Annotated in this window: 23 protein-coding genes and 2 tRNA genes; 19 read left to right on the top strand and 6 right to left on the bottom strand. The window is 38.3% G+C overall.

Annotation, left to right across the window (positions count from 1 at the left end; translation table 11 throughout):
• Positions 1-85 precede the first annotated feature (85 nt).
• A complete protein-coding gene (locus PHC76_RS01845; RefSeq protein WP_299970869.1) occupies positions 86-1,468 on the bottom strand; it encodes an ammonium transporter in 1,383 nt (460 codons plus the stop codon).
• Between the two features lie 180 nt (positions 1,469-1,648).
• Here PHC76_RS01845 and gyrA point away from each other — a divergent pair, with 180 nt between their 5' ends.
• The 10 genes from gyrA (at position 1,649) to PHC76_RS01795 (ending at position 10,156) form a co-directional block, all read left to right on the top strand.
• On the top strand, positions 1,649-4,138 hold the full coding sequence (gene gyrA, locus PHC76_RS01840; protein ID WP_299970866.1) for a DNA gyrase subunit A: 2,490 nt from the start codon (positions 1,649-1,651) through the stop codon (positions 4,136-4,138).
• 46 nt (positions 4,139-4,184) lie between these two features.
• Positions 4,185-4,634 carry an LPP20 family lipoprotein gene (locus PHC76_RS01835; RefSeq protein ID WP_299970863.1) on the top strand — a complete coding sequence of 150 codons (450 nt, stop codon included), beginning with the start codon at positions 4,185-4,187 and terminating at the stop codon, positions 4,632-4,634.
• A gap of 68 nt (positions 4,635-4,702) precedes the next feature.
• Positions 4,703-4,987, top strand: coding sequence for a hypothetical protein (locus PHC76_RS01830; protein WP_299970860.1), 285 nt, complete (start codon positions 4,703-4,705; stop codon positions 4,985-4,987).
• Positions 4,988-4,998: 11 nt separating this feature from the next.
• Positions 4,999-6,162, top strand: a complete 1,164-nt coding sequence (locus tag PHC76_RS01825) for a sigma-54 dependent transcriptional regulator (RefSeq protein ID WP_299970857.1) — start codon at positions 4,999-5,001, stop codon at positions 6,160-6,162.
• A 137-nt stretch (positions 6,163-6,299) separates the two neighbouring features.
• On the top strand, positions 6,300-7,328 hold the full coding sequence (locus tag PHC76_RS01820) for an aspartate-semialdehyde dehydrogenase (RefSeq protein ID WP_299970854.1): 1,029 nt from the start codon (positions 6,300-6,302) through the stop codon (positions 7,326-7,328).
• Between the two features lie 2 nt (positions 7,329-7,330).
• Complete coding sequence (locus PHC76_RS01815) at positions 7,331-7,855, top strand: YqhA family protein (protein ID WP_299970852.1); 525 nt, start codon at positions 7,331-7,333, stop codon at positions 7,853-7,855.
• Positions 7,848-8,888 (top strand): uroporphyrinogen decarboxylase, encoded by a 1,041-nt coding sequence (hemE, locus tag PHC76_RS01810; RefSeq protein ID WP_299970850.1) that lies wholly within the window; start codon positions 7,848-7,850, stop codon positions 8,886-8,888. The genes PHC76_RS01815 and hemE overlap by 8 nt, the downstream gene beginning before the upstream one ends.
• 97 nt (positions 8,889-8,985) lie before the next feature.
• Positions 8,986-9,924, top strand: coding sequence for a radical SAM protein (locus PHC76_RS01805; RefSeq protein WP_299970848.1), 939 nt, complete (start codon positions 8,986-8,988; stop codon positions 9,922-9,924).
• A gap of 56 nt (positions 9,925-9,980) precedes the next feature.
• Positions 9,981-10,055, top strand: a tRNA-Asn gene (locus PHC76_RS01800).
• 26 nt (positions 10,056-10,081) lie between these two features.
• Positions 10,082-10,156, top strand: a tRNA-Asn gene (locus tag PHC76_RS01795).
• Between the two features lie 23 nt (positions 10,157-10,179).
• Here the strand turns inward: PHC76_RS01795 and PHC76_RS01790 are convergent.
• Complete coding sequence (locus PHC76_RS01790; RefSeq protein ID WP_299970845.1) at positions 10,180-12,237, bottom strand: TonB-dependent siderophore receptor; 2,058 nt, start codon at positions 12,235-12,237, stop codon at positions 10,180-10,182.
• A gap of 108 nt (positions 12,238-12,345) precedes the next feature.
• On the opposite strand from PHC76_RS01790, the gene PHC76_RS01785 reads away from it, so the two are divergent.
• From PHC76_RS01785 to PHC76_RS01745, 9 genes are all read left to right on the top strand, one after another.
• Positions 12,346-13,773, top strand: coding sequence for a HAMP domain-containing sensor histidine kinase (locus tag PHC76_RS01785; RefSeq protein WP_299970842.1), 1,428 nt, complete (start codon positions 12,346-12,348; stop codon positions 13,771-13,773).
• Positions 13,770-14,309 carry a hypothetical protein gene (locus PHC76_RS01780; protein ID WP_299970839.1) on the top strand — a complete coding sequence of 180 codons (540 nt, stop codon included), beginning with the start codon at positions 13,770-13,772 and terminating at the stop codon, positions 14,307-14,309. Before PHC76_RS01785 ends, PHC76_RS01780 begins: the two co-directional genes overlap by 4 nt.
• 125 nt (positions 14,310-14,434) lie before the next feature.
• Positions 14,435-15,271: a UTP--glucose-1-phosphate uridylyltransferase GalU gene (gene galU / locus PHC76_RS01775; protein ID WP_299970836.1), complete on the top strand. Its 837-nt coding sequence runs from the start codon at positions 14,435-14,437 to the stop codon at positions 15,269-15,271.
• Complete coding sequence (gene rfbA / locus PHC76_RS01770; RefSeq protein WP_299970834.1) at positions 15,268-16,155, top strand: glucose-1-phosphate thymidylyltransferase RfbA; 888 nt, start codon at positions 15,268-15,270, stop codon at positions 16,153-16,155. Before galU ends, rfbA begins: the two co-directional genes overlap by 4 nt.
• The gene (gene rfbC / locus PHC76_RS01765) at positions 16,152-16,724 is read left to right on the top strand and encodes a dTDP-4-dehydrorhamnose 3,5-epimerase (RefSeq protein ID WP_299970832.1); all 573 of its coding nucleotides are present in this window, start codon (positions 16,152-16,154) and stop codon (positions 16,722-16,724) included. Before rfbA ends, rfbC begins: the two co-directional genes overlap by 4 nt.
• On the top strand, positions 16,717-17,586 hold the full coding sequence (gene rfbD, locus PHC76_RS01760) for a dTDP-4-dehydrorhamnose reductase (protein WP_299970829.1): 870 nt from the start codon (positions 16,717-16,719) through the stop codon (positions 17,584-17,586). Before rfbC ends, rfbD begins: the two co-directional genes overlap by 8 nt.
• Positions 17,583-18,611 carry a dTDP-glucose 4,6-dehydratase gene (gene rfbB, locus PHC76_RS01755; protein WP_299970826.1) on the top strand — a complete coding sequence of 343 codons (1,029 nt, stop codon included), beginning with the start codon at positions 17,583-17,585 and terminating at the stop codon, positions 18,609-18,611. Before rfbD ends, rfbB begins: the two co-directional genes overlap by 4 nt.
• Positions 18,612-19,628 carry a glycosyltransferase family 9 protein gene (locus PHC76_RS01750; protein WP_299970824.1) on the top strand — a complete coding sequence of 339 codons (1,017 nt, stop codon included), beginning with the start codon at positions 18,612-18,614 and terminating at the stop codon, positions 19,626-19,628.
• Between the two features lie 32 nt (positions 19,629-19,660).
• The gene (locus PHC76_RS01745; protein ID WP_299970821.1) at positions 19,661-20,491 is read left to right on the top strand and encodes a glycosyltransferase; all 831 of its coding nucleotides are present in this window, start codon (positions 19,661-19,663) and stop codon (positions 20,489-20,491) included.
• On the opposite strand, the gene PHC76_RS01740 is transcribed toward PHC76_RS01745, so the two are convergent.
• Genes PHC76_RS01740 through PHC76_RS01725 form a run of 4 tightly spaced genes read right to left on the bottom strand, consistent with a single transcriptional unit; the run spans position 20,481 to position 26,852 of the window.
• Positions 20,481-21,386: a hypothetical protein gene (locus tag PHC76_RS01740; protein WP_299970818.1), complete on the bottom strand. Its 906-nt coding sequence runs from the start codon at positions 21,384-21,386 to the stop codon at positions 20,481-20,483. The two genes, PHC76_RS01745 and PHC76_RS01740, sit on opposite strands and share 11 nt — an antisense overlap.
• A complete protein-coding gene (locus PHC76_RS01735) occupies positions 21,383-22,330 on the bottom strand; it encodes a glycosyltransferase family 2 protein (RefSeq protein ID WP_299970815.1) in 948 nt (315 codons plus the stop codon). Before PHC76_RS01735 ends, PHC76_RS01740 begins: the two co-directional genes overlap by 4 nt.
• A 25-nt stretch (positions 22,331-22,355) precedes the next feature.
• Complete coding sequence (locus PHC76_RS01730) at positions 22,356-24,335, bottom strand: hypothetical protein (RefSeq protein ID WP_299970812.1); 1,980 nt, start codon at positions 24,333-24,335, stop codon at positions 22,356-22,358.
• A 21-nt stretch (positions 24,336-24,356) separates the two neighbouring features.
• Positions 24,357-26,852: a hypothetical protein gene (locus tag PHC76_RS01725; RefSeq protein WP_299970809.1), complete on the bottom strand. Its 2,496-nt coding sequence runs from the start codon at positions 26,850-26,852 to the stop codon at positions 24,357-24,359.

Below are 26,852 nucleotides of genomic sequence, written 5' to 3'. Positions count from 1 at the left end.
GCGTGGTAAGCCACGCAAGAGCTCTCTGCTGAAGAGAACCTAGTGTTAACGCAGCTATTGGGACGAGTTCCAATAGCGTATGTAATTATAGATTAAATCCACGCTCACCGTGTACAGATTCATCGAGACCCATGCTCTCTTCTTCTTCATTAACACGTGATCCACCAGTAAGAGCCATAGCGATATAATACACTACAATCGTTCCAACCAAGGTAAATGTACCAACAATTGCTACCGATTGAAGTTGTACCATAATTTGTCCCATACGATCACCCGAATCTTTAAGCGGTCCTGCCCAAAGAAGTGCTTTATCATTGACAGCGAAGATACCGGTTGCAATCGCACCCCATAGACCTGCAAGGAAGTGTACCCCAAAAGCATCCAATGAATCGTCGTAACCCAATTTTTTCTTCAATACCATTACTCCGAAGAATGCAACCAATGCTCCGGTGATACCGATAGTAAATGCACCCGATACCAAAACGAATCCGGCAGCAGGAGTAATCGCAACAAGACCGGCAATCGCACCAGACGCTGCTCCAAGCAATGTTGCTTTTTTGAACACCATGTATTCAAGTAAAATCCATGTTACTGAAGCAACCGCAGCCGCAATAGTTGTAGATAAGAATGCTACACCAGCGATAGCATTTGCACCGAACGCTGAACCGGCATTAAATCCATACCAACCAAACCATAGGAGAGATGCACCAAGAGCTGTCAAAATAACACTCGCAGGTTTCATCGCTACTTTTGGATATCCAGCACGTTTACCGATTAATACCGCTAACACTAAACCAGCCAAACCGCCGTTCATATGAACAACTGTACCACCTGCAAAGTCAAGAGCACCAAGGTTAAAGAGGTAACCGCCACCCCATACCATGTGGGCAATCGGAGCATAAACCACTACTGTCCAAATCGCTGCAAATACCATCCATGTAGAGAACTTCATACGTTCAATAATAGATCCCGCAACGATGGCAATCGTAATCGCCGCAAATGTCCCTTGGAACGCTACAAACACAAATTTAGGGAACAATAAACCTAATTTTGGATCTTGTAAATCATCCCATTTAATACCGTTAAGCATTACATTACTAAATCCACCGATTACTTGATTCATTGAACCATCTGCTGTACCGAATCCTACAGAGAAACCTGCAACGATCCATGCAATAAATGCGATAACAAAAGCACCAAATACCATTGCATAAGTATTCAAAATATTTTTAGAGCGTGTCATACCGCTATAAAACAATGCCAAACCAGCCGGTGTCATCAACAAAACAAGTGCTGTTGATATCATCATCCATGCAGTATCTCCATGGTCAAGTACCGGTGCCGCTGCTGCTACTGTTTCAGCTGCCGCTGTTGCTGTTGCTGCTACAGCATCGGTTGCTGTTGCTACTGCCTCGTCTGCGAATGCCATAATAGGCGTAAGCGCTAATGGCCAAATGAATTTCTTCATTTTCTCTCCTTTTAAATGTGTTATTGAAAACTCAACCACCATTTTACCTATGAAAGAAGGCATAAAAATGCAAATAACTGATTAAAATTTAATCAATAGTGATTCTTAGCCAAATCTTATAAACATTAAGCCTCACTCCGCTATAATAGGCGACTTAATCTTCACTTTTTCGGGGACTGCATGAACGATCTGTTAGACAACAGCGAAATCAACGACATTAATATAGAAGACACATTAAAGAGTAGTTATCTTGATTACTCTATGAGCGTAATCATCGGGCGGGCTCTTCCCGATGTTCGAGACGGACTTAAACCGGTACATCGTCGTATTTTGTACGCGATGGACAAACTCAGTCTATCAGCAGGTGCAAAATACAAAAAATCTGCCCGTATCGTCGGGGATGTTATCGGACAGTATCATCCACACGGTGATACTTCGGTTTATGATGCCTTGGTTCGTATGGCACAACCGTTTGCGATGCGTGCACCGCTCGTAGACGGTCAAGGGAACTTTGGTTCGGTTGATGGAGATAACGCGGCAGCTATGCGTTATACCGAAGCACGTATGACCCGTTATGCGGGAGAGTTGCTCAAAGATTTGGAAAAAGATACAGTCGATATGATTGATAACTATGACGGCACAACGCAAGAACCTGCCGTTCTCCCGACCCGTGTACCAAATCTTCTCATTAACGGTTCATCCGGTATTGCCGTCGGGATGGCAACCAATATCCCTCCGCACAATCCAAAAGAGGTTTTGAGTGCACTTGTCTATTTCATGGACCATCCGGATGCTTCACTCATCGATATTATGCAATTTATCAAAGCTCCCGATTTTCCAACCGGCGGAACCATTTATGGTAAAAAAGGGATTTTAGACGCATACGAAACAGGTCGCGGACGTATCCGTGTACGTGCGAAAACCCATATTGAGAAAAAATCCAACAAAGACGTTATCGTTATTGATGAGCTCCCGTATCAAGTTAATAAAGCTCGATTAATCGAAAATATCGCTGAACTGGTTAAAGATAAATTTATCGAAGGGATCAGTGAAATCCGCGATGAATCAGACCGTGAAGGTATCCGTGTCGTTATCGAACTTAAACGGGATGCAATGAGTGAAATCGTCCTCAACAACCTCTATAAGTCAACCAATATGGAGACCACTTTCGGAATCATTATGCTCTCAGTTTTCAACCAAGAGCCACGTGTTTTTACCCTTTTAGAGATGTTGGGTCATTTCGTCAATCACCGTAAAACGGTTATCATCCGCCGTACTATCTTTGATTTGGAAAAAGCAAAAGCACGTGCCCATATCTTGGAAGGTTTGAAAAAAGCGCTTGACCATATCGAAGCAATTATCAAACTTATCCGTGCAAGTAAAGATGGTGAGACTGCTAAAAACGGGCTTATCGAAGAGTTTGGATTTTCCCCTATTCAAGCCCAAGCTATTTTGGATATGCGTCTTCAACGTCTTACAGGTTTAGAGCGTGAAAAAATCGAAAATGAGCTTAAAGAGATTTTGGCACATATCGACTACCTTGAATCAATCCTCCGAAGTGAAGAGGTTCTCAAAGGGATCATTAAAGAGGAGTTCATCGAGCTCGTAGAACAATTTGATATCGACCGTGTAACCGAAATCGAAGACAATTATGATGATATTAATATCGAAGATTTGATTCCGAACGAGCCAATGGTTGTTACCATCAGCCATCGCGGATACATTAAACGTGTCCCTCTCGCGGCGTATGAAAAACAACGTCGCGGTGGAAAAGGTAAAGTTGCTGTCACCACTTATGATGATGATTTTATCGAACGCTTTTATACCTGTAATACCCACGATACCTTGATGTTTGTCACCGATCGCGGTCAGCTCCACTGGTTGAAAGTGTACAAAATCCCAGAAGGTTCTCGTACCGCAAAAGGTAAAGCAGTCGTTAACCTCATCAATCTTGAAGCCGATGAGAAAATTCGTTCTATCATCCCGACCAGCGATTTTGATGAAAATAAATCGTTAGTATTCTTCACCCAAAACGGTATTGTCAAACGTACTGCACTCAATGAATTCTCTAACGTTCGAAGCAACGGTGTCCGTGCAATTGTTCTCGATGATGATGATACACTGATCACCGCACACATCGCCAATGAGGAGACAAAATATCTCTTTATCGTCACTAAATTTGCCCAATGTATCAAATTTGAAATTGAGAAAACCCGTGATCAAGGACGTAGTACCCGTGGTGTGCGCGGTATCAAATTCAAAATAGAGGGTGATGTTGTTGTTGATGCCAATATCATCAAAAACGATGAACAAGAGATCTTGATGGTGAGTGAAAAAGGGATCGGTAAGCGTACAACAGCCGAAGAGTACCGCCTCACGAACCGTGCCGGAACCGGTGTTATCGCTATGAAACTCAACGCCAAAACAGGAACTACGGTTGTCGGATGTCTGATGGTCGATGAGACTATGGATATGATGGCACTCACCAAAGCGGGCAAAATGATCCGTGTAGATATGCAAACGATTGCAAAATCAGGACGTAACACCAGTGGTGTTTACATTATCAAAGGGGATGATGTAAAAAGTATCTCTCGATGTCCGAAAAAAGAAGAGGACGAAGAAGATAGTGAAGAGGGTGAAGCAACTGAAGGAACATTAATTTTGGAATAGTAATTGCTTTAATTAGCTATTACTAACCCTTCAAAGGACATTCATTATGAAATATTCGACAATTTTAGCATTATGCCTTGCCGTATCATCACTTAACGCAGGCATACTTGCGTCGGATGATCAAAAAGTACGTTGTGTGTATAGCGGAACTGATGGTAATTGTGTAGAGCCCATACTTAATTCCTCTCAACAGCTCGTTATTACTGTTTTTGGACAAGGGGTTGCTCCTACCGTAATCGCTTCTCCCGCACAAGCATACGCACTTGCTAAACGTGCTGCACTTGCCGATGGCTATCGTCAAATTGCAGAACGGGTCAAAGGGGTAAATGTTGAGGGACAAGATACTGTCAAAAATATGATGTTGCAACGCTCAAGCGTTAATACCTCCGTTGCGGCTCTTGTTCGCGGTGCTAACATCGTTGATGCTACCTTTAAAGATGGTTTGTGCGAAGTCCAACTCGAAGTTGTCCTCTCTTATTCACAACTCTCCAAATAATTTTTTCCTCTTGGCTTATGGGAGATGACTACCTAATTGGGTATCGTCTCACTACCAATAATGCTACTTTGCAAAATGAAACACTCTCAATTTCTAAAGCAATGGTTCCCTGCAAAGGAAATTTAACCTCTTTTGTCCGTTTACAACGCACGTCAGATGAATCACTTAAAACTACCATCCAAAATCATGAAGAAGAATTTTTAAGCTTTGCAATGCAACAACCAATACAGCTCAAAAGTAATAGTCTCATTTCTCCTCTTTTTCAGAATTCACACGATACATTAACATTGCCTGCCCAATGTTATGCGGTCGATTTTAATGAGGATTTTGCTACAATCACCCTATTACAATAGGGGTGGATTACATGAAAATCGCAATCGTCGAAGATGATATCAATATGCGTAAATCGCTCGAAATTGCGATGTCAGACTATCCTGACTATGAAGTCCATACCTATAAAAACCCTAAAGATGCCCTTAAAAAACTCGATGATAGCTTTGATCTCATTATCAGTGATATTAATATGCCGGGAATGGATGGTATCGAATTTGCCAAAACCCTTGGCGGAAAATTTGAACTTATTTTTATTACCGGTAATGCTACCCTTACTCGTGCTATCGAGTCGATACAACTGGGGGTAAAAGATTTTTTACTCAAACCTTTCGAGATTGAAACACTAATAGCTGCTATCGAGAGAAGTGCTACTGTTCAGAAAAAAACTCCAAAAAGTTCCCCTTCTCATCCACAATCACCACGTAAATTGGGCTCATTTTTGGGAACTTCGCCATCACTCGAAAAGCTTCTCGGCTACATTAACAAAGCGGCTCGAACCGATGCGAGTATCATGCTTTTAGGAGAAAGTGGTGTCGGTAAAGAGGTATTTGCCCACCATATTCATGATCAATCGTCTCGTCATGATAAACCTTTTATCGCTATTAATATGGCTGCCATTCCTGAAAACTTGATTGAAAGTGAACTTTTTGGCTTTGAAAAAGGCTCTTTTACCGATGCGATTGAGAGTAAAATCGGTCAATTTGAACTGGCAGATGGAGGGACACTTTTTCTTGATGAAATTGCCGAAATGCCCTACACTCTTCAAGCTAAGTTGTTGCGTGTTTTACAAGAGCGTGAAATAAGACGATTAGGATCGTCTAAAAGTGTCAAAATCGATGTCCGAATTGTATGTGCCACGAACGCCAATCTTCAACAAAATATTACAGATGGAAAATTTCGTGAAGATCTCTATTACCGTCTCAATACTATCCCTCTGATTATCCCACCCTTGCGGGAACGTCGAGAAGAGATTCTCTCTATTGCAACATCAATATTAGAGCAAAACTGTGCCCAATACGGTTTCACACAGAAAAAATTTGATGAAGAGGCAAAAGCCGCCTTGCAACTCTATGGATGGCCGGGGAATATTCGAGAACTTATCTCCGTTGTCGAACGTGCCGCAATACTCAGTGATGGTGACATAATCGGATCCAATGACCTCTTTTTAGAAGCACGAGGATTTGGAAGAATTTAGCCCTCCGTCATTGCGGGCTTGATCCGCAATCTCAGATCCTGAATCAAGTTCAGGATGACAACAATTTAATACAGTTTATTCCAAGCCCTCTTTCGCTATAATCGCGCCAATAATACACCCTTTTTAGGAACATACGAATGAAACGTTATAATGTTGCCGTTGTCGGTGCCAATGGTGCTGTCGGAGAAGAAATTTTACGTGTTTTGGAAGAGATTGATTTCCCTCTTGCTAACTTAATCCCCCTTGCCAGCGCTCGAAGTGTTGGGAAAACCGTCACATTTAATGACGAAGAGCTCCCTATCCAAGAACTTACCCCTACTATCTTCGATGAAGAACATATCGAAATTGCTCTCTTTAGTGCCGGTGGTAGTGTATCAGCAGAATTTGCCCCTTATGCAGCTGCTGCGGGTGCTGTTGTTATCGATAATACCAGCCATTTTCGTATGGTTGAAGATGTCCCTCTCGTCGTTCCTGAAGTCAATCCTGAAGACATTGCTCAATGGAAAAATACCGGTATCATCGCCAATCCTAACTGTTCCACCATCCAAATGGTGCAAGCACTTAAGCCTCTCGATGATGCGTATGATTTGCAACGTATCGATGTCAGCACTTATCAAGCGACTTCCGGTGCGGGTAAAACGGCAATGGAAGAGTTGGTTGAGCAAATGCAAGCCTTTTTTGCATTTAAACTCGATGATGCAGAACCAAAAAAATTCCCTCATCGCATTGCTCTGAATGCTATCCCTCAAATCGATTCATTTACCGATAGTGGCTACACCAAAGAAGAGCTCAAAATGGTGAATGAGACCCAAAAAATTATGCACAAAGATATTGAAGTAAGTGCCACGTGTGTCCGTATCCCAACCCTTCGCGGTCATGCAGAAACCCTTACTCTCACTTTTGATGGGGCTGTTGATGCTGATGAAGCACGTGAATTATTGAGTAAAGCACCCAATATCATCGTCCTTGATAATCCGTATGAGAGTGTTTATCCAATGCCTTCTCTTTGTATAGATCAAAATGAGACGTTTGTCGGACGTATTCGCCGCGATTTAACCCGTGATAATGTTTTACACATGTGGGTGGTTGCCGATAATCTCCGTGTTGGTGCGGCAACCAATGCCGTCCGCATCGCCCAAAAATGGGTAGAGATGCAAGGAGAATAGTGATGAATTTCATCGAAAACCTATTTGAACACGGCTTATGGAGTTCACGATTCATCATTGTTTTAGCAGTCGTCTTTGGCTTGCTCGGTGCAATCTTGCTCTTTACAATTGCCAGTTTTGATATCTATCATACAGCATCATACGTTCTTAATTCCTACCTCACACAAGGACATCCAGAACATTTTCACGAAGATGTCATCGGGGGGATTATCGGTGCGGTTGATCTATACCTTATCGGTGTTGTAATGATTATTTTCTCTTTCGGTTTATACGAGCTCTTTATCTCCGATATCGATCCTGCCAAAGATGAACACGGAAAAGAGAATCAACTCCTCGCTGTCCATTCCCTCGATCAACTCAAAGATAAAATCTCAAAAGTTATCGTTATGGTTCTCGTCGTCGGTTTTTTTCAAAAAGTTGGACGTACAGAGTTTAATGGAGCATTAGAGTTATTTTATCTTGCTCTCTCCATCACGGCCGTTTCTGTCGGTCTTTATTTCCTGAGTAAAGTTGGTCACCATGAGTAAAATATTCGTCGATGCATGTTTCGGTAAAGAGACCCCTTACACCCCTGTTTGGATGATGCGCCAAGCGGGACGTTACCTCCCTGAGTATATGGAAGTGCGCAAACGTGCCGGAAATTTCCTTAACCTTTGTCATGCACCCGATATGGCGGCAGAAGTGACCATTCAACCTGTCGATCTTGTCGGTGTTGACGCGGCGATTTTGTTCAGTGATATCTTGGTTGTCCCAAATGAGATGGGGATGAAACTCGATTTCATCAAAGGTGAAGGTCCCGTTTTTGATTCTCCCATCGCATCTGAAGAAGATTTGGATGCGCTCATCGGCGGAGAAGAAGCTGCCTCTAAACTTACCTATGTATATGAAACGATCAAGATTTTGCGTACACAGCTTGATGCGCGTGACGACAACAAAGCCCTTATCGGTTTTACGGGAGCACCGTGGACATTGGCTACCTACATGATCGAGGGGCAAGGGACAAAAACTTATAACATCTGCAAAAAAATGATGTACTCAAATCCTGAACTTCTCCATAAAATCCTCCGTAAAGTGACCGAAGTGGTCAAATTTTACATGGAAAAACAGATTCAATCAGGGATTGATGTTGTCCAAATCTTCGACAGTTGGGCAGCCGCTATTGAGCCAAGCAAATACGATGAGTTCTCGTGGAGCTATATGGTCGAAATCGCTGAGTATTTAAAAGAAAAATACCCTCATGTCCCCGTTATTATGTTCCCAAAAGGGATTCCTGCCTTTTTAGATAAAGTGTACGGAAATTTCGACGTATTCGGAGTTGACTGGAGCACTCCAATGGCATTGGCGAAAGAAAAACTTGGGGATCGCTACGTCCTCCAAGGAAATATGGAACCGTGCCGCCTATACTCTAAAGAGCAAACGACCGTGTGTGTCGAAGCGATCCAAGAGATTATGGGTGGACATCGCCATATCTTCAACCTCGGTCACGGGATTCTCCCCGATGTTCCGGTTGAGAACGCGCAACACTTCGTTCGTGAATGCCAACGCGTGAGTAAAAAGTGATTAAACTTTTCGTCATTCCCGCGAAGGCGGGAATCCAGCTATCGTTTTTTAATATGGATCCCCGGGTCAAGCCCGAGGATGACGGATTTTTCTAACCATGTCCACTATTTTCGGTCCCGTCTTTTCACGCCGTTTCGGTGCGTCATTAGGGATCGACCTTTCCAGTTCTGACAAACAATGCAACTTTGATTGTCTCTACTGCGAGCTTGCCCCTGCACCTGCCATGGCATATCAGCATACCGTCACTCCCATAGAGACAATCATTACCGATTTAAAAGAGTCTTTAATAAAACACTCTAACATCGATGTAATCACGATCACTGCAAACGGTGAGCCCACGATGTATCCTTATTTGGACACTCTTGTAGAACAGATTGATATGATCAAAGGTGCCGTCCAGACCTTGATTCTCTCCAACAGTGCCTGCTTAAGTGATCCTACGGTATTTAACACCCTTTTAAAAATCGATCAGGTGAAACTCTCCCTCGATGCGGCGACTCCCGAAACCTTTAAAAAGATTGATCGCCCCGCAGAAGGGATTGAAATCAGCACCATTATAGAGAGTATCACCCGCTTTTCCAACGTCTATACGGGAAAACTTTTTTTAGAGATATTGTTTGTCAAAGGGGTTAATGACTCTGACACAGAAGTAGATGCATTAAACCGTATTCTCGACAAAATTCACTGCAACCGTATCGATATCGGTACGATTGATCGTCCTCCTGCGTATGCAGTGCAAGGATTAAGTTTTGAAGCGTTATACACCATCGCACACCATTTTGATCCTGAGTTACCAATCCATATCGTTTCACGCACCCATGCTTCAGCGACACCAAGCATGTACAGTGATCACGAGATCCTTACTACCCTCGATAAACGTCCGCTGAGTATAGATGATATCAATGCCCTTTTCGATACTGAGTCCAAAACACGCTTCGAAAACTTGCTCAGCCACGGTAAAATTACTCAAATCGAACGCTCAAATATCATTTTTTTTATCCCAACTGCAAATATTCATCGAAAACGCTCTAAATAACCCCTTTTTTATTGACATCCAACGCAACATAGCGTATAATTGCGCCTCTTAAAGATTCCGAATTAGCTCAGCGGTAGAGTAGGTGACTGTTAATCACTTGGTCACTGGTTCGAATCCAGTATTCGGAGCCATTTTTAAGATTTCTTCATTGTTTTATTCCGAATTAGCTCAGCGGTAGAGTAGGTGACTGTTAATCACTTGGTCACTGGTTCGAATCCAGTATTCGGAGCCACCCCTCATATATACACCATCATTTTAAAATTGTTTTTCATAAGTCACTAACCAATTTCGACCTTCTCTGAGTATACCATCATGTTTAGCACTGTATGAAGGATAAATAACCGCTTCATTAAAAAGATTTTTCACACTTACCGTAATCATTGACAAATCATCGAGATGATACGACAATGTCTCATCTACCACCATTGTCGAACCGTAGGTCTGAGTATTGCCACTTTCACGTATATATCCACGTTTTGGACCATTATAATACCATGCCGTATTAAGCCCAAACTGCTCATTCAGTGGATATAGGTAATATCCTTTAATCATCACTTCTGAAATCTCTGGGCTTTGATATTCAATAGGAGTACTATAATCTGGCGAAAAATATTCTGTTGTAACATACGAAAAATTGCCCATCAGTTCAGAACCATTATTAAAAGAGCGGGTTAGCTCCATCTCTAACCCTTTTTCATTTCGCTGTCGATGATTTGCATAATCACCTATAAACGCCTCAGGTTCATTTTGAATACTATCAATCACATCATGTAAAATCGAATAAAAAACATTGGTTCGAAAGATAAACTCTTTATTTTTGTAGGTGTACGCTAGTTCATAGGTATCAATCGATTCTGGTTTTACATTTGGATTCCCCGTTTTAAACCCTTTTTGAGATGTCTGAAAAGCTTCTACGTATGAAGGTGCACGATACGAACGTCCAAAAACTCCTTTAAAAATATTATTATCATCGAATCGATAAACACTCCCCACACGATAACTTACCATATCACCAAAGAGTGCATAACTGTCCAATCGTAGATTAGCCGAAATATCCCAAGCGTCATTGAGTGAATATATCTCTTGCGCATAGAGCGATTTTACCCACTGATCATTATCTCCCGAAATTAAGCCATACTGACCATCCAAATACTCCATTGACCCCATAACGATAGGACCGCCATCGTTTTGATCTCTATAGGTTGTCCCAAAAACATTTTTAATCGTATTAATTTTTCGAGCATTAAGACCAATCATCCATTCATTATCATCGATATTTTTTCCTCTAAGATTCATCTCAACATTAGTATTTAACTGCTCAAACGTCGGGTTCATCCGTATAGTTAGCCCACTATTGTTATAATTTTGATACAGTGTAGAATCAAAAGTAAATGCATAATAGTTGAACCCGATTTTTGATTCCAAATCTACATCACGAGCCAGTGAATAATTGTTTTGCAATTCAACGATACCGCTTTTATTATGCTGATATCCGGTAGTAACCGGTTCGAGCTCTTCGTTTAACCCATAAAAGTTATCCGTAATTTCCGATTTGTATCGTGCAATCAACGTCCAATCATCATGTTTCGCCGTTATACCGATAGAATAATCCTCAAAATTTTCCAAACTATTATAATCCGAACGCATATAAGCAGTTTCACTATTCGCTTTAAATTCTGGACCTGCTTCTAAAGTTTTATTGCTGTGTTGATGATAGCCATCAATTCCGAGTGACCAATCCCCACTGTTGAGATGTTGTACAAATCCCCCTTTAGTATAGCCATAAGTGCCGATTGAACCAAAAACTTTGTCGTTTTCCTCCGGCTGAGAACTAATCGTTATGACATTAATAGCCGCACTAAAGGCTCCTGGACCGTAAACTGTTGAGGCTGACCCGCGCAACACTTCAATACGATCAATCAGTTCTATCGGAAAATCAAGATAATAGTAGCTGGTGCTGTAGAGATCACTACCAACATCTACCCCATCGATATAGAGTTTGTATTTGTCAAATACGAAAGTATCAGGATTATAAATCCCCCGTACGATAACCTGCTTCCATCCGGTATGCAGCATAGACGTTTCAATTCCCGGTAAAAGAGCTAGCGCTTCATGCAGATTACGAATACCTGTTTTTTTAAGCTTATCTGCATGAAGAACAGAGACTACAGAGGGTTGATAGTCAATATTTAATTTGCTTTTTGTTGCAATAGCGGTAACTTCGTCTAATAAAGAGGTAAGATCACTCTCATCCGCCGCTACTTCATGTGTAAGCACCAAAAACGCAATCAGACTTTTCCAAATACCTTGCATGATAGTCTCCATTATTATTATGGTGTTAAATTGTACCAAAAATTTAAAGAAATATTAACAATAACTTATATATCATCATTTAATGTTAATTGGTATTGGATTTTAATAATGCACTCTTTGATTGCTAAGTTTGCTATTTTCTTTTGGCTCCTATACATTGCAGTCACCGCTCCTATGTTTATCTTTATCCATACACATAATTCTGCCGTACTCAACGAAGAAGAGCGTTCTAAAATTAGATTGGTAACCAACACACTTAAACCGATTATCTCTACCTATCTGAGTTTTGATCAACAAAATCTCCTCAATGAAACTATGCATACTTTTTTTCAAAACCCCAGTATCACTCGTATTTCTTTGATGGATACCCATAAAAAAACACTGTTTGAACAATATGCCCCCCATTCAAAAATCAAAGGCTCTATCACCCTCTCAGAACTACTTAAAGATCCCATTACAGGAGAGTTACAAGCCACACTCTATATCAGCTACTCCAATACGCATGCTCAAGAGTTACAAAATAAACTTTTTGATCAACTGGTACTTATATCACTTTTTGCGTTATTGATTTTTTCCTTTACATTCCTCTATTTTAGAAAGCAGTTTTTTGTTTTAAGTGAAATTTCCGATTGGATGGGTGAATACATTGTTGATCAGCCAACGAAACCTTTTCAATGCGACAATAACAATAAAGAGATCCGTACAATCATTTCATCAACGTATAAAATGCTTGGGACTATTGACAATTATAAAGACCAAATGGAAGAGATTAATTCAAAGCTTGAACAGCGTATTGAAACGGAGATGGAAAAACGTCGCCAAAAAGAACAATTACTCATTCATCAATCAAGACTTGCGGCAATGGGCGAGATGATTGAGAGTATTGCCCATCAATGGCGACAACCTCTCAACGTTATCGGTTTAGCAATGAGTAATATGGAGATGAAGCGGCAACTTGGTATCCTTAATGACTCAGAGATTCAAAATAATAGCGATATTATCACGACAAATCTCACCTTTATGTCTAACACGATTGATGATTTTAGAAATTTTTTCAATCTCAATAAAGAGAAAATTACGTTCAAACCAACTCAACCGATTAACGATATTTTTCACCTTTTAAGTGAACAACTCCACTATGCCAAAATTACCTATGCCATACATAACGAATGCAGTGCAGAAATTTATGGAGTTGTAAATGAATTCAAGCAAGTTATTTTAAACATTATCAACAATGCCAAAGACGCTATTGTTGCAAATTCCAACCAAAACGGAGGAAGAATCGATGTTGTGCTTCGGTGTGAAGCAAATCGTCTCATCATCGATATCTCTGATACAGGGGGAGGTGTTCCGTCTGATATTTCCAAACGGATTTTTGAGCCCTACTTTACAACGAAATTTCAAAAACAGGGAACCGGTATTGGATTGTATATGTCCAAAGTAATCATTGAACAACATTTTGAGGGAAACATCAGTGTTAGCAATAATGTTCAAGGGGCAATTTTTACTATCAGCCTCTCCTTGGATCGTTCATGAAGTACTTAATTTACTTTTTCTTCTTGGTGATTCCATTGACCCTTTTGGGAGAGTCATACGATACACCGTTACTCCAAATTAGCTCAAAGCTTTTCCCAAAAATTCTATTCATGGAAAAAGGTACAAAAGAGCGAATACAATCCTCTATCAATCTTGCCATTGTCACCTCTCCAGCCAATCAAGAAACTGCTCGACATTTTTCCAGTATGGTTCAAAATCACTATCCAGATGGGATTAACGATCACCCTATTCACCTCTCAATCGTATCGGCAAAAGAGGCCTTAACTATGAAAAATATTCACGGTATCATTCTTATGATACCACCGGATAACACTCTGCTCGAAGCATTAATCCAAAATTCCTATGAAAACAAAATAGTAACCTTTTGTTTTGATCCGACATTGCTAAAAAATGGTGCACTCATCTCTCTGTACATAAGAAAAAATGTCAAACCTTATCTCAATATCTCTGCTCTCAAACAAGCCTCATTTACCTTTGAATACAGTTTCATTAAACTCTCTGAACCGTATGAATAGTTAAAACAAATATACCATGTCATTGCTCTTTCTTTGATTTTTTAAGTCAATTTATGTGACAATTTGAATATTATTAATTACCTAATATTTTACTCATCTTTTATTATCAAAAAATGGATTTATTTATGAAAAAAAATTCCTCAATACATGTTTGTTTGTTTCCAGCAGCCGGGTATGGAACACGTTTCCTCCCTGCAACCAAAGCAATGCCTAAAGAGATGCTCCCTATACTCACTAAACCCCTTATCCAATACGGTGTTGAAGAGGCGATGGATGCAGGAATGAACACTATGGCAATCGTTACCGGACGGGGGAAGCGGGCGATTGAAGATCATTTTGATGTCAGCTATGAGTTAGAGCATCAGATCAAAGGGACTACGAAAGAAAAAATGCTTGCCGATATCCGTCATATTATTGATAAATGTACCTTTGCATACACGCGTCAAGTAGAGATGAAAGGGCTTGGCCACGCTATCTTAACCGGTGAACCACTTGTTGGAAATCAACCGTTTGCAGTCATTTTAGCCGATGATTTATGTGTTAATGATTCTGAAGGGGTTTTAACCCAAATGGTCACGTTGTACAACAAATACCAATGCTCTATTGTTGCCATCGAAGAGATCAATTCAAAGTATACCGACAAGTACGGTATCATTGCCGGAGAAGAGATCGAAAATGGAATATATCGTGTGAACACAATGGTCGAAAAACCCTCTCCAGCAGATGCACCAAGTAATCTTGCTATCATTGGGCGCTATATTCTTACTCCTGATATTTTTGAGATTCTAAAAAATACTAAACCGGGTAAAAGCGGTGAAATTCAAATTACGGATGCGTTAATGGAGCAAGCAAAATCTGGCAATGTTATTGCTTATAAATTTCAAGGTAAACGCTACGATTGTGGTAGCATCGATGGATACGTGCAAGCAACGGTTGAACTATATGAAAAGGAGAAAAAATGAAAGGGATTATTTTAGCTGGAGGAAGCGGAACTCGACTCTATCCCATTACAAAAGGGGTCTCGAAACAACTCGTCCCTATCTATGATAAACCGATGATTTATTATCCCCTCTCTGTTTTAATGCTTGCAGGGATTAAAGAGGTATTAATCATCTCTACACCTACAGATCTTCCCCGTTTTGAAGAGCTATTGGGAGATGGATGTGATATCGGTATGCGATTTGAATATTGTGTTCAACCCTCACCAGACGGACTTGCACAAGCATTTATTTTGGGAGCCGATTTTATTGGCAATGATGATGTCTGTTTGGTTCTTGGAGATAACATTTTTCACGGTCATGGATTAACGAAGATGCTTGCACAATCGGTTCGAAATGTTAAAGATGAAGGGAAAGCAACCGTCTTTGGCTATTGGGTAAAAGATCCTGAACGCTATGGAGTTGCCGAGTTTGATCATGTGGGAAATGTCCTCTCTATCGAAGAAAAACCTAAACATCCAAAAAGTTCGTATGCCGTAGTAGGTCTCTATTTTTATCCCAACAGTGTCGTCGAAATTGCAAAAAAAATTACTCCAAGCGAGCGTGGGGAATTAGAGATTACCGCGGTTAACCAAGAATATTTGGCTCAAAATGCTCTCAAAGTAGAATTGATGGGACGTGGGTATGCATGGCTCGACACAGGAACCCATGAATCGCTTTTGGAAGCAAGTATGTTTATCCAAACGATTGAAAACCGTCAAGGGCTTAAAGTTGCTTGTCTCGAAGAGATTGCTTATGAAATGGGATACATCACGAAAGAAAAACTTCTCGAGCTTGCACAACCATTGAGTAAAAACCAATACGGACAATACTTGATTCGCAGAGCAAATGAGGGGATTGTGCAATGACCTTTGAGCGTACAGCCATTCCTGATGTGGTAATCATAGACCCTAAAGTTCATGGTGATACACGAGGATACTTTGTTGAGACGTTTCGTGCCGATAAACTTGAAGCTTTTTTAGGGTTTAAAGTCCCTTTTTGTCAAGATAATGAATCATCCAGTTCGTACGGAGTATTGCGTGGATTGCATTACCAGCTTCCTCCTCATGCTCAGAGTAAGCTGGTACGGGTAATCGAGGGTGAAGTACTCGATGTCGCAGTCGATATCCGACAAGGGTCACCTACTTTTGGTCATCATGTAGCGGTTCGATTATCAGGTGAAAACAAGCGTCAACTCTTTATTCCACGCGGATTTGCCCATGGGTTTGTCGTATTAAGTGAGAAATGTACCTTTGCGTATAAAGTCGATAATTACTACAGTACGGAATGTGACCGTGGTATTTCGTTTAATGATCCTGCTATAAATATCGATTGGATTGTTGAACACGAGAAAATGCAACTCTCTGCCAAAGATACCACGCAACCTTTATTAGGCGATGCCGATTTATTCGAATACGGAGTCAACCTCTATGCTTAATATACTTGTAACCGGAGCAAACGGTCAACTGGGTTCTGAGATTCAGTTGATTAGTTCGTATTATCCGCAATACACTTTTACTTTTGCCGATAGAACAATACTGGATTTGAGTAATCTCTGCACAATGGAAGATTTTTTTGAAACTAAATCTTTTGATGCCATCATTAACTGTGCTGCTTATACTGCAGTAGATCGTGCAGAAAGTGACACTGAACTAGCAAATACCATTAATCACCGATTTGTCTCAATGCTCGCAAAAATCGCTAAAAAAAACCATATCTCTTTAGTTCATATATCAACCGATTATGTGTTTAACGGACAAAATTACCGCCCTTATATCGAAACTGATCCCACTGAGCCCCAAGGAGTTTACGGAAAAACAAAATGCGATGGTGAAAATGCAATCCTTAGTGTCGCTTCTGCAAACACCGTTATCATCCGTACCTCATGGGTCTATTCCTCTTTTGGAAATAACTTCGTCAAAACAATGCTCCGTTTAGGTCGTGAGCGCGATAGCCTCGGAGTCATTTTTGACCAAGTGGGGACACCAACCTATGCGCGAGATTTAGCACAAGCGATTTTAGAGATTCTTCCAAATATACAAAATGAATCTCCTGAAATTTACCATTACAGTAATGAGGGATGTGCAAGCTGGTACGACTTTGCTAAAGCAATATTTGAGCTCTCAGAAGTGGAATGTCTCATCAATCCGATCACCACCGATCAGTACCCGACTCCCGCGACTAGACCTCACTACTCTCTACTCAACAAAACAAAAATCAAAAACGATTTTAACCTCACCATACCGTATTGGAGAGATTCACTCAAAGAGTGCTTAATTACCTTAGGAGAAACCAAATGAAAACCATTTTAGTCACCGGATGTGCCGGATTTATCGGAAGCAACTTTGTCCCTTATTTTTTAGAAAAATATCCGGATACCCGTCTCATTAATCTTGATTTGCTCACCTACGCGGGGGATATGAATAATCTCAATGATGCTCCCCAAAATGATCGCCATATCTTTATCCAAGGGGATATTTGCGATCGTCCTCTCATCGAATCACTCTTTGAACAATATGACATTCGCGGTGTGATCCATTTCGCCGCTGAGTCTCACGTCGATAACAGCATTAAAAATCCGGGTGTGTTTGTCCAAACCAATGTCAACGGCACCTTTACCCTCATCGATGTAGCCTACAAAACGTGGATGGAAAAACCGTTTGTCTACAAAACTGGATTCGAGGGGTGCCGTTTTCATCATATCAGTACCGATGAAGTCTACGGAACACTCACAGATGATCCAAGTGATCTATTCACCGAAGAGACTTCCTATGCACCTAACAGCCCTTATAGTGCTTCTAAAGCAGGTTCAGATATGATTGTCCGTTCTTACCATCATACCTATGGGATGAATACGGTTATTACCAACTGCTCGAACAACTACGGACCAAAACAGCACAACGAGAAACTAATCCCGACCGTTATCCGCAAAGCACTGAATGGAGAGAATATTCCCGTTTATGGTGATGGCAAAAACATCCGTGACTGGCTCTATGTGTTAGACCACTGCAAAGGGATCGATATTGTCTATCACACAGGACGTTCAGGTGAAGTGTACAATATCGGCGGACGTAATGAGCGTAACAACAACCAAATCGTGGATCGTATCTGTTCATTGCTCGATAGTATGCAACCCAGATCAGACGGCACAAGCTATAAAGAGCTTATAACCTACGTTGAAGACCGCGCGGGGCATGATCGCCGTTATGCTATCGATGCAACCAAACTTGAAACGGAGCTTGGGTGGAAAGCAGATGAAAATTTTGATACCGGTATCATAAAAACCATCGAGTGGTATTTGAAAAAATACACATCAACGATCTAAATGTCTACGTCACGCACAATCAAACGCGCACTAATCCTCCGTTGCGGAGCACTCGGTGATTTGATTTATGCCACAGCAGTTATCGATGCTTTACGCACACAATACGGAGACATTAGTATCGATTTTATCACTACACCAGGAACCGGAAAATTGTTCGAAAATGATCCTCGCGTCCATCAAATTTTCCCTCTGAAACACAAAAAAATCCCTATTTGGCTTAGTCCCCAAAAACGTGCCATTATCCGCGCTTCCAAAGAGAATCCGTATAACTTACTCATCTCATTGGAATTCGGTAAACAATTTAAAAGCCTCATTAAAGCGATTCACGCAACACATAAGACAGGGATGGGGATATTAGAAACAGCAGAAAATCAAACTATCAATCGAGGCGAAGCAACTAAATATTATTATCGAGATATCATTGATACGGCTATTCTTACAAACGCCAAACCAACCCTCTTTGGAACATCCTTGGATCATCTCAAAGCAAAAGTTTCTTTACCAGAACACTATCTTGTCATTGCACCCAGCAACTCTCACAACCAGAAAAAAGGGCTTAACTACCGAGCATGGCCATTTGAACATTGGCGTACACTCATCCAAACACTCAGCACCGAAATAGCGATAGTTATTGTAGGTGCACGTGGTGAAGAAGCTTTTTTTGATCATATAAAACCCTATCCAGCTAATGTAACTGATTTGGTCGCTCAACTGTCAATCTCGGAACTTATAACTACCGTTCAACATGCACAAGGGCTTATCTGTACCGATTCAGCGACAGGACATATCGGAGCAGCGATCGATACTCCAACGTTTGTTTTAATGGGTCCTAACAACCCTATCACCGATAGCCCCTATAAAAGTAATACCAACTCGGTGCACCCTATTTCATTACAATTACCCTGTTCACCATGTTATAAAACCCAAACGATGAAACAGTGCACTGATAATATTTGTATGTCTCAAATCACGCCGACAATAATTTTAGAGTCGTTAAAATCAGCCAATATCCTATAAAATAACGTTACCATTTCTAGGAGATTTAGTCTATGCCTTATCCTAAAACCACTATCATTATCTCCGTATACAAAGACACTGAAGCACTTGGGTTTATTTTGGAGAGTTTAGAACATCAAACCCTCCATGCTGATGAGATTATTATCTCTGAAGACGGTGATTCCATAGAGATGCGAGAGTTTATCGCTACTCAAAAAGATCGTTTTTCTAACCTCATCCACCTCACTCAAGAAGATGACGGATGGTGGAAAAATAAAGCGATGAATAACGCTATCCAAGCTTCATCCAATGAATATCTGATCTTCATCGACGGTGACTGTGTTCCTTATAGCACCTTTATCCAAGCCCATGCCGAAAATGCCGAATGGGGAACTGTCCTCTGCGGAAAACGATTCGAACTTGGGCCCAAATTTACCGAACGCTTCAAACACCATGAACTCACCATCCATGACATCGAAAAAAAGTTTTTGTGGTATTTACCCGCTATGATTCGTGATGATGCACGCCATCCCGAAGATGGATTGACCTTTAAATCCCACTCCTTTATCAGCCGCCAGATACATAAGCGCTACGTTCGCCATATCATCGGATGCAACTGGTCATGCTATAAAGAGGATTTTCTAAAAATAAACGGCTTTGACGAAACATACCGTTTACCTGCGGAAGGTGAAGATGTCGATCCGAGCTGGCGATTTCGAGGAGTTGGGATTGAACTCAAATCATGCCGTAACAACGCCAATATCCTCCATCTCTATCATCCTAAACGCTTTAGCGCTATCGAAGGTGATGTGAACAAAGCGATTATGGAAAGACATCGCGCAGACAATGCATTTTATTGCAAGAATGGGATTGTCAAACTTTAAAACTTGAAAAATATTCCTCACATTTTTCGACAAAATGGATAACCGATTCATTCGATTCACCCTCTTGCTTCTTTATGTATTGCAGTAGTAAAGGGCGTGTTTGAATCGCATACTCTATATCATCAAATCCATACGCTATACCATACCGATTTTCTTCATTCGGTTGCCATTGATCTTTTGATATCCCATCCTCAGGAATCACAATAGGAATACATCCGCACATAACAGCATAAACGTTATACATTGTATGCGTATCATACGATATACAATATTCTACTTCATTAAACACTTTAGCTGTCTCTTCATGTGACAATCCATCCACTAATCGCGTACCGGTTATATCATGCACCAACTCCCTCTTGTATCCTTTACGAAGTAAATAGCAAGAGCCTTTCCGTGTGCCATTATTGGTAACGTTATACACATCCGATCTTTGAGAAACTATGTGTAAATGATTTTCAGGAAATTTGTTATATCGGCTATCATCAAACGCTTTATCATAATAAAAAAAGAGATCATTTGCCCCAAAATCTATCTTACCTCCGTTATTAAATCCCGGTTTATGCAATAACCATCGCACTACATTTTGAGCTTTCAAAGGATTTCCGACAACTACCTCAGGGTAAATAACCACTGCATCCTCTAAATCATCATACGATGCCGTTGGAGTATTTAGTTTTGGATTTTTTTTAAATCCATATTTTATCCCTTTACGAAAATATCTTAAAAAAAGATAGAGTGTTTTAAAAGGGCTTGTAACATCTAAAGCGGGCTTGAAAAACGGCCAAAGGTATGCTTCATGCCCTAGTGTATTGAGTCTATCACAGAGCTGATGAAGAACAACAATCCCTCCAGAGTTATCATCATATCCACCAGATACAATTATAAACTTCATAACGCTTCATCTTTAAAATTAATCCGCTCTGATTCAAATACGCGGGGACGTTTTAAAATTTGTGTATAAATAGCACCGATGTATTCTCCAATAATCCCAAGAAAAAAGAGGACGATCCCAAACATAAAGGAGCTACCAATAATTAAGGGAGCAATACCAAGCGGCATACTGTTCCAATTAAACAATTTAACAACCGTATAAATGATAGCTGTCATAAAGCTCACAAATGAGAGTAAAAATCCTAAAAATGTCGCTATCCGCAACGGCACTTTTGAGTTGTTAATAATCCCCAAAATCCCCATATCGTAGAGGGTATAAAAGTTGTTTTTAGAAATACCGCGCGGACGGGCGGGTTGCGTGTAGGGTATCTTTGCCGCTTTAAAACCGATCTCAGCGATAAGTCCCCGAAAGAATGGGTACGGATCATCAAATTCGCGCATAAAATCGATGATTTTTTTATCATACAGACCAAATCCCGTAAAGCCTTTGAATATCTCTACTTCTGAAAGTCTATGGAGTAGATTATAGTATGCTTCACGAAGCTTAAACATCCATTGTGCTTCATAACTTTGCTCTTTAACCCCAATAACAATTTTATACCCTGCTTCCCATTGACGGACGAAATCAACAATCATTTCCGGAGGATCTTGTAAATCGGCAACAATAGAGATAACCGCGTCACCGCTACATTGCATCAATCCATGAAACGGTGAGCGGATATGTCCGAAATTACGGGCATTGACGATTACTTTGACATTCGAATCATTCGCTGCAATACCGCGCAAAATCTCTACTGTTGTATCTTCTGAGGCATTGTCGATAAATACGTGTTCATAGTAATATTCCGGTAATTTTGTCTCAAAAACTGCTTTAACTTGAGCATATACCTCGGCGATATTCTCTTCTTCATTGTAACACGCCGTCATAATACTAATACATTTCATAACTTTCTTCTCCATTCAAGCAATATCAAATTTTTTGATAAATTTTTAATGCATTTAATTCTTCTTTTAAATCATCTGGTGGGCCAATTTTTTGTGCAATTATATCAACATCTCTAGCTTTGGCGGTCATATTAATTCGATCAAATTTCTCAAATTTATGTTCCCACATTTTATCTTCTTTCAAAGACTTTCCTTCACTTATAATTTCATTGACTGTAAATTGAATATCTGATAGATTCAACTCATTCAAAGATTTATTCAGTTGACTTGGATTTATTACCTGATATTCCAGTGTTATTAAATTATTTGAACCTATTTCATTTCCAAAAATATCATTGCTATAAATTTGATATTTTATTAATTTATAATTTCCTGCCAGCACCATTGAATTAAAATATCTAGGGATTTCTGATTGGAGCTGTGGCGATTTTTTAATTTTTGTATGTACTGTATATGCTAATGCCGTTGGAGTAAGGATAATAACTATTTTTGGTTCTTGTTTCTCAACTTTGAGAATTTCATTTTTCATATTTTTATTTGTTATAACATCAAACCACTGAACAGGATTTTCAGTGAGAGGTCTCTTGTTATGTAATTGATAAAAAATAGGTATATTTGGAAATAAATAAATATCATCACCAACAGAATGACGATCAATTGCTTCTTTCACGTCCTTAAATAAGAGAAATGTTGCTTTATCTACATAAAGATATTTCAATTGCTCATAAGGTAATGAGTATTGCGCTTCCTTAACATTAGATTGATTTCCCCACCAATGATACGGATGCTTTGCTTTGTCTTTCAGATGTGCAATAAGAACAATACTAATTAAAAATAAAATCATGATTTTGAATGTATGATACGCTAATATTCTTCGGTAATATAATAGAACTTCAGCAATGAAAAAAGCAGCGATTATGAAAAGGTAAATCATTGTAATATCCGCTGTCAATGTATTTGCATATACCAAACTAAAAAAGATTAATAGCAAGTCATAGTTTTGAATATCTTGTCGTAGGCTAAACAATTTTATCCACAAAAAAGCAATGGTAGCAATAATAATATACTGAATGATATTTGATTGATGATCAAAAATATGCTTTACTATTATTAAAATTGAAATAAATAATATTATTTTAAATAGCATATCTCTATATCGATATTTTTTTGTAATCAAAAATAAAAAACTCATTACTAGTGAAGAATAAAAATATTTTCTATTTGTTTCATTTAGTATAAAATTGAAAATAATATTGACTAAACTTCCTTTTGAATCATTTTGAAGTGTTATGTTTACAAACTCTTGTAGAGACAATCCCATCCATATAGAAACATTTGCAAAAGCACCAATATAAATCAAAAGGTAATAAATGAAAGGCAAATAATTTTTTCTGAAAATCTCAATAAAAAAAATCAATAAAATAGCAAGTGAAAAAATCAAACCAACATTTTGCTTAACAAACAGTAATCCATTTAGAGACAATCCTAAGCATACCATATAAACCAATTGCATTATTGGCTTATTTTCATTTCGATACTGTACATAGAAATACAAACTTAAAATGGTTAATAAATTAACAAATGTATGATAATCATTTGGAATAAAAAGATAAAGATTCATCATCAAATATATCGCAAAAAACGCTGTATAGTAAGCAATTTTTTGATGATAAAAGTTTCTTAATACTTTAATAATGAGAAAAAATATAATAAATATTTCTATGACACCAATCAACCTATAAATAACATAATAATCTGTTATTTTTAATAATAGTGCATTAAAATATATAAATAATGGCGGAAATGCCATATGAAAATCTATATATGGTGTAAGTCCTTTATTTAGCAAAAACCCATACGTTTGCCACCAACCCTCTGTTGGAGGAAAAAAGAAAAAGATATAAAAGTTCATGAACAATATTGCAGTTGATAAAATTAATAATTGTATATTTGTACTTAAATTATTATTGAATAATGAATACATTTTAATAATAATTTTGTTCATATATATCCCTTTTAAATTATGTCAATATTTTTTTTCGTTATTACATTTTTTATAAACAGAAATCAAATATCCTTTTTCAATTAATTGATAATCCGATGCTATGCTCTGAAATATCTTATTCAATAAATTCAATCGTTGCACACGCCAAATAGATTCTTCGTTAAAATCTCCAATTTGTGGAAATTTTGGATCAATAATTTCATTATTAAGATTTCGATCTATTCCTGTATCTACAAACAGATATTCAGGTTTATTTTCTCGTAATGTAGCAATACTTTTATGCAATTCTTGCGGTGTTACTATGTACCATTTCATATCAAAAAATGGCATCAAACTATATTTGCTCGATAAAAAAGGCAATATATTGTCATACTCCGAAATAATGTAAACTCCATTGTTATGTAAAGAGTATTTTTGAATTAATTGCACACTATTTTCAAATAAAGCAGGATTCATGGTCGAAATAAATTTTGCTTTCTCTAAATTCCATGTATAAGTTGTATGTGTATCAAAAATAGCATCATGACTATGCTTTGATTTCATAAAATGTTTTAAGCTTGTTCCGTATACAAGCAGTGTCCCTATTATTACGATGTTTGATAATCCTATAGAATACTTTTTCCATTTTGGTTGTTCCAAATATAGAGTATTGATTAATAAAGCAAAAGTCAAAATATAAATAAATGATCGTGGTAATAAGCCATCATAATTATAATGCCACATTACATATACAATTAAAGCCTGTGAATACAAAAACAAAAAGATTATATGAAGATATGGAATTTTAGTAGAACGTTTATTTAAGATAATAAAAAATAAAGAATATCCCACAATAAATACAGATAAAAAGACCATTAGATCACTAAATGGAACATGAAAACCGAGTGCTCCATCAATATAATATTTTCCAAGAACATTCTCGCTTGAAAATTTAATATACAGGACACCTGCAATCATTGTTGAAATTAACGTTCCAATAAAAACTTCAGTTTTAAGATAATTTTCATAAATACTATAAAAAATTGTACTCCCGATAAATGCTAAGAAAATCATCAAACCTATTTGTGGATTTAGCATGATGGCTAATAAACTTAACACCAAAGCAACAAACAAATATAATAGCTTTCGTGAAAGTGCAAATCTATAGAGAGTATATACAACAAAAATATCTATAAAATGACGCCATGGAGCTTCTGCTGGTCCTAATAATATAAAATCGTATTTTCTATTATTCAATAAAGATAATGAGAGTAAAAAGACAATACTTGTTACTCTTACATCTCGTGTAATTAACCATACAATCATTACAAAAAATATAAAATAAATATAATAAAAACTATAATTGAGTTTAAGCCAATTATCATAGGTAATTCCTGAGGTCATACGCTCTAAAAAAAACTTCATAACATAGGCACTTCCAAGACCATATTGTGCATTAATTTCAGAAATAGGACGATTTAATCCTAGTTCATTAATGGGTGAAAGCATAAAATTTTGGTGATGTAAAAATCCTCGACTATAGATTCCCCATTTAATTTCATACGCATTTTTATTTAAAAAACTTTCTTCTTCACTACTATAGTTTTTGATTTTTAATTCTTCATTTGTATTTTGATTTTGTAAAATCAATGGGTAAAGCTTTATTTTAGCAGATTCACTCAATTGACTATAATCTAATATTCCATTTATACAAACTAATGATTCATTAAAAGAAAGATTGTAATCATCCATTAACGGCGGTAAAATTCCTAAATCAGATAAAGCCCCTGAAATACAATTATTACAATAAGCCTCGCTTGTCACATCTGTTTTATGCGTTATAGCCGAAGAAAAATGTTGATTGAAAAATATAGTATTATCAATAGCATTTGTATCTTGTTGCAAATATGAAGTTTCAGGAATATTAAAAAACTCATTTGTAACTTTTGCTTTGAAAAAAATTGGGTCTATAAAAATATATATTAGTTGTAAAAAACCAAAAAAAAGTATAAAACTATAGAACCATGATGATTTGATTAGAGATATCGTATTTATCTTCTTGATACTATTACCTAAACTACTTATTTTTTTTTGAATTTGAAAAGGAAATCCTATTAATATGCTTAATAAAACAATCTCAAATATAAGTTTGATTTTTAATACATTCTGCGTTTGATTTAACTCAATCATTATGATTAATATTGGAACAATAATACATGATAATACTAATACAGCAAAATACTTTTTATGACGAATTATTGGAGCTAATATTTTGATAATCTTCAACTTATAGCGCTGCAAATAAGAGTTTTTTTGAATGATCATAAAAAAGAATAAACCTAAAAATACGATATGCAAAATATACTCTAAAAGTTCCCGTTTTTTATTAGCATTAAAGAGTAATGCGACTCCCTCAAAACGATAGTAATCTGGGAGTTTTATATGGATTAACAGCGCAGTATAATGAATCAGAAAAACAATATTTATCATAACAACTAAAAGATAACCTATTTTTATGTTTGCCCATGTCATTTTCAT

The organism is Sulfuricurvum sp., assembly GCF_028710345.1.
Classification (GTDB): Bacteria; Campylobacterota; Campylobacteria; order Campylobacterales; family Sulfurimonadaceae; genus Sulfuricurvum.
This window is presented reverse-complemented; position numbering and strand designations above follow the sequence as displayed.

What these genes read in the sequence shown, in the direction of transcription:
- PHC76_RS01845 (WP_299970869.1), bottom strand. Translation starts at nt 1,468, where the DNA reads ATGAAGAAATTCATTTGGCCATTAGCGCTTACGCCTATTATGGCATTC.
- gyrA (WP_299970866.1), top strand. Translation starts at nt 1,649, where the DNA reads ATGAACGATCTGTTAGACAACAGCGAAATCAACGACATTAATATAGAA.
- PHC76_RS01835 (WP_299970863.1), top strand. Translation starts at nt 4,185, where the DNA reads ATGAAATATTCGACAATTTTAGCATTATGCCTTGCCGTATCATCACTT.
- PHC76_RS01825 (WP_299970857.1), top strand. Translation starts at nt 4,999, where the DNA reads ATGAAAATCGCAATCGTCGAAGATGATATCAATATGCGTAAATCGCTC.
- PHC76_RS01820 (WP_299970854.1), top strand. Translation starts at nt 6,300, where the DNA reads ATGAAACGTTATAATGTTGCCGTTGTCGGTGCCAATGGTGCTGTCGGA.
- PHC76_RS01815 (WP_299970852.1), top strand. Translation starts at nt 7,331, where the DNA reads ATGAATTTCATCGAAAACCTATTTGAACACGGCTTATGGAGTTCACGA.
- hemE (WP_299970850.1), top strand. Translation starts at nt 7,848, where the DNA reads ATGAGTAAAATATTCGTCGATGCATGTTTCGGTAAAGAGACCCCTTAC.
- PHC76_RS01805 (WP_299970848.1), top strand. Translation starts at nt 8,986, where the DNA reads ATGTCCACTATTTTCGGTCCCGTCTTTTCACGCCGTTTCGGTGCGTCA.
- PHC76_RS01790 (WP_299970845.1), bottom strand. Translation starts at nt 12,237, where the DNA reads ATGCAAGGTATTTGGAAAAGTCTGATTGCGTTTTTGGTGCTTACACAT.
- PHC76_RS01785 (WP_299970842.1), top strand. Translation starts at nt 12,346, where the DNA reads ATGCACTCTTTGATTGCTAAGTTTGCTATTTTCTTTTGGCTCCTATAC.
- PHC76_RS01780 (WP_299970839.1), top strand. Translation starts at nt 13,770, where the DNA reads ATGAAGTACTTAATTTACTTTTTCTTCTTGGTGATTCCATTGACCCTT.
- galU (WP_299970836.1), top strand. Translation starts at nt 14,435, where the DNA reads ATGAAAAAAAATTCCTCAATACATGTTTGTTTGTTTCCAGCAGCCGGG.
- rfbA (WP_299970834.1), top strand. Translation starts at nt 15,268, where the DNA reads ATGAAAGGGATTATTTTAGCTGGAGGAAGCGGAACTCGACTCTATCCC.
- rfbC (WP_299970832.1), top strand. Translation starts at nt 16,152, where the DNA reads ATGACCTTTGAGCGTACAGCCATTCCTGATGTGGTAATCATAGACCCT.
- rfbD (WP_299970829.1), top strand. Translation starts at nt 16,717, where the DNA reads ATGCTTAATATACTTGTAACCGGAGCAAACGGTCAACTGGGTTCTGAG.
- rfbB (WP_299970826.1), top strand. Translation starts at nt 17,583, where the DNA reads ATGAAAACCATTTTAGTCACCGGATGTGCCGGATTTATCGGAAGCAAC.
- PHC76_RS01750 (WP_299970824.1), top strand. Translation starts at nt 18,612, where the DNA reads ATGTCTACGTCACGCACAATCAAACGCGCACTAATCCTCCGTTGCGGA.
- PHC76_RS01745 (WP_299970821.1), top strand. Translation starts at nt 19,661, where the DNA reads ATGCCTTATCCTAAAACCACTATCATTATCTCCGTATACAAAGACACT.
- PHC76_RS01740 (WP_299970818.1), bottom strand. Translation starts at nt 21,386, where the DNA reads ATGAAGTTTATAATTGTATCTGGTGGATATGATGATAACTCTGGAGGG.
- PHC76_RS01735 (WP_299970815.1), bottom strand. Translation starts at nt 22,330, where the DNA reads ATGAAATGTATTAGTATTATGACGGCGTGTTACAATGAAGAAGAGAAT.
- PHC76_RS01730 (WP_299970812.1), bottom strand. Translation starts at nt 24,335, where the DNA reads ATGAACAAAATTATTATTAAAATGTATTCATTATTCAATAATAATTTA.
- PHC76_RS01725 (WP_299970809.1), bottom strand. Translation starts at nt 26,852, where the DNA reads ATGAAAATGACATGGGCAAACATAAAAATAGGTTATCTTTTAGTTGTT.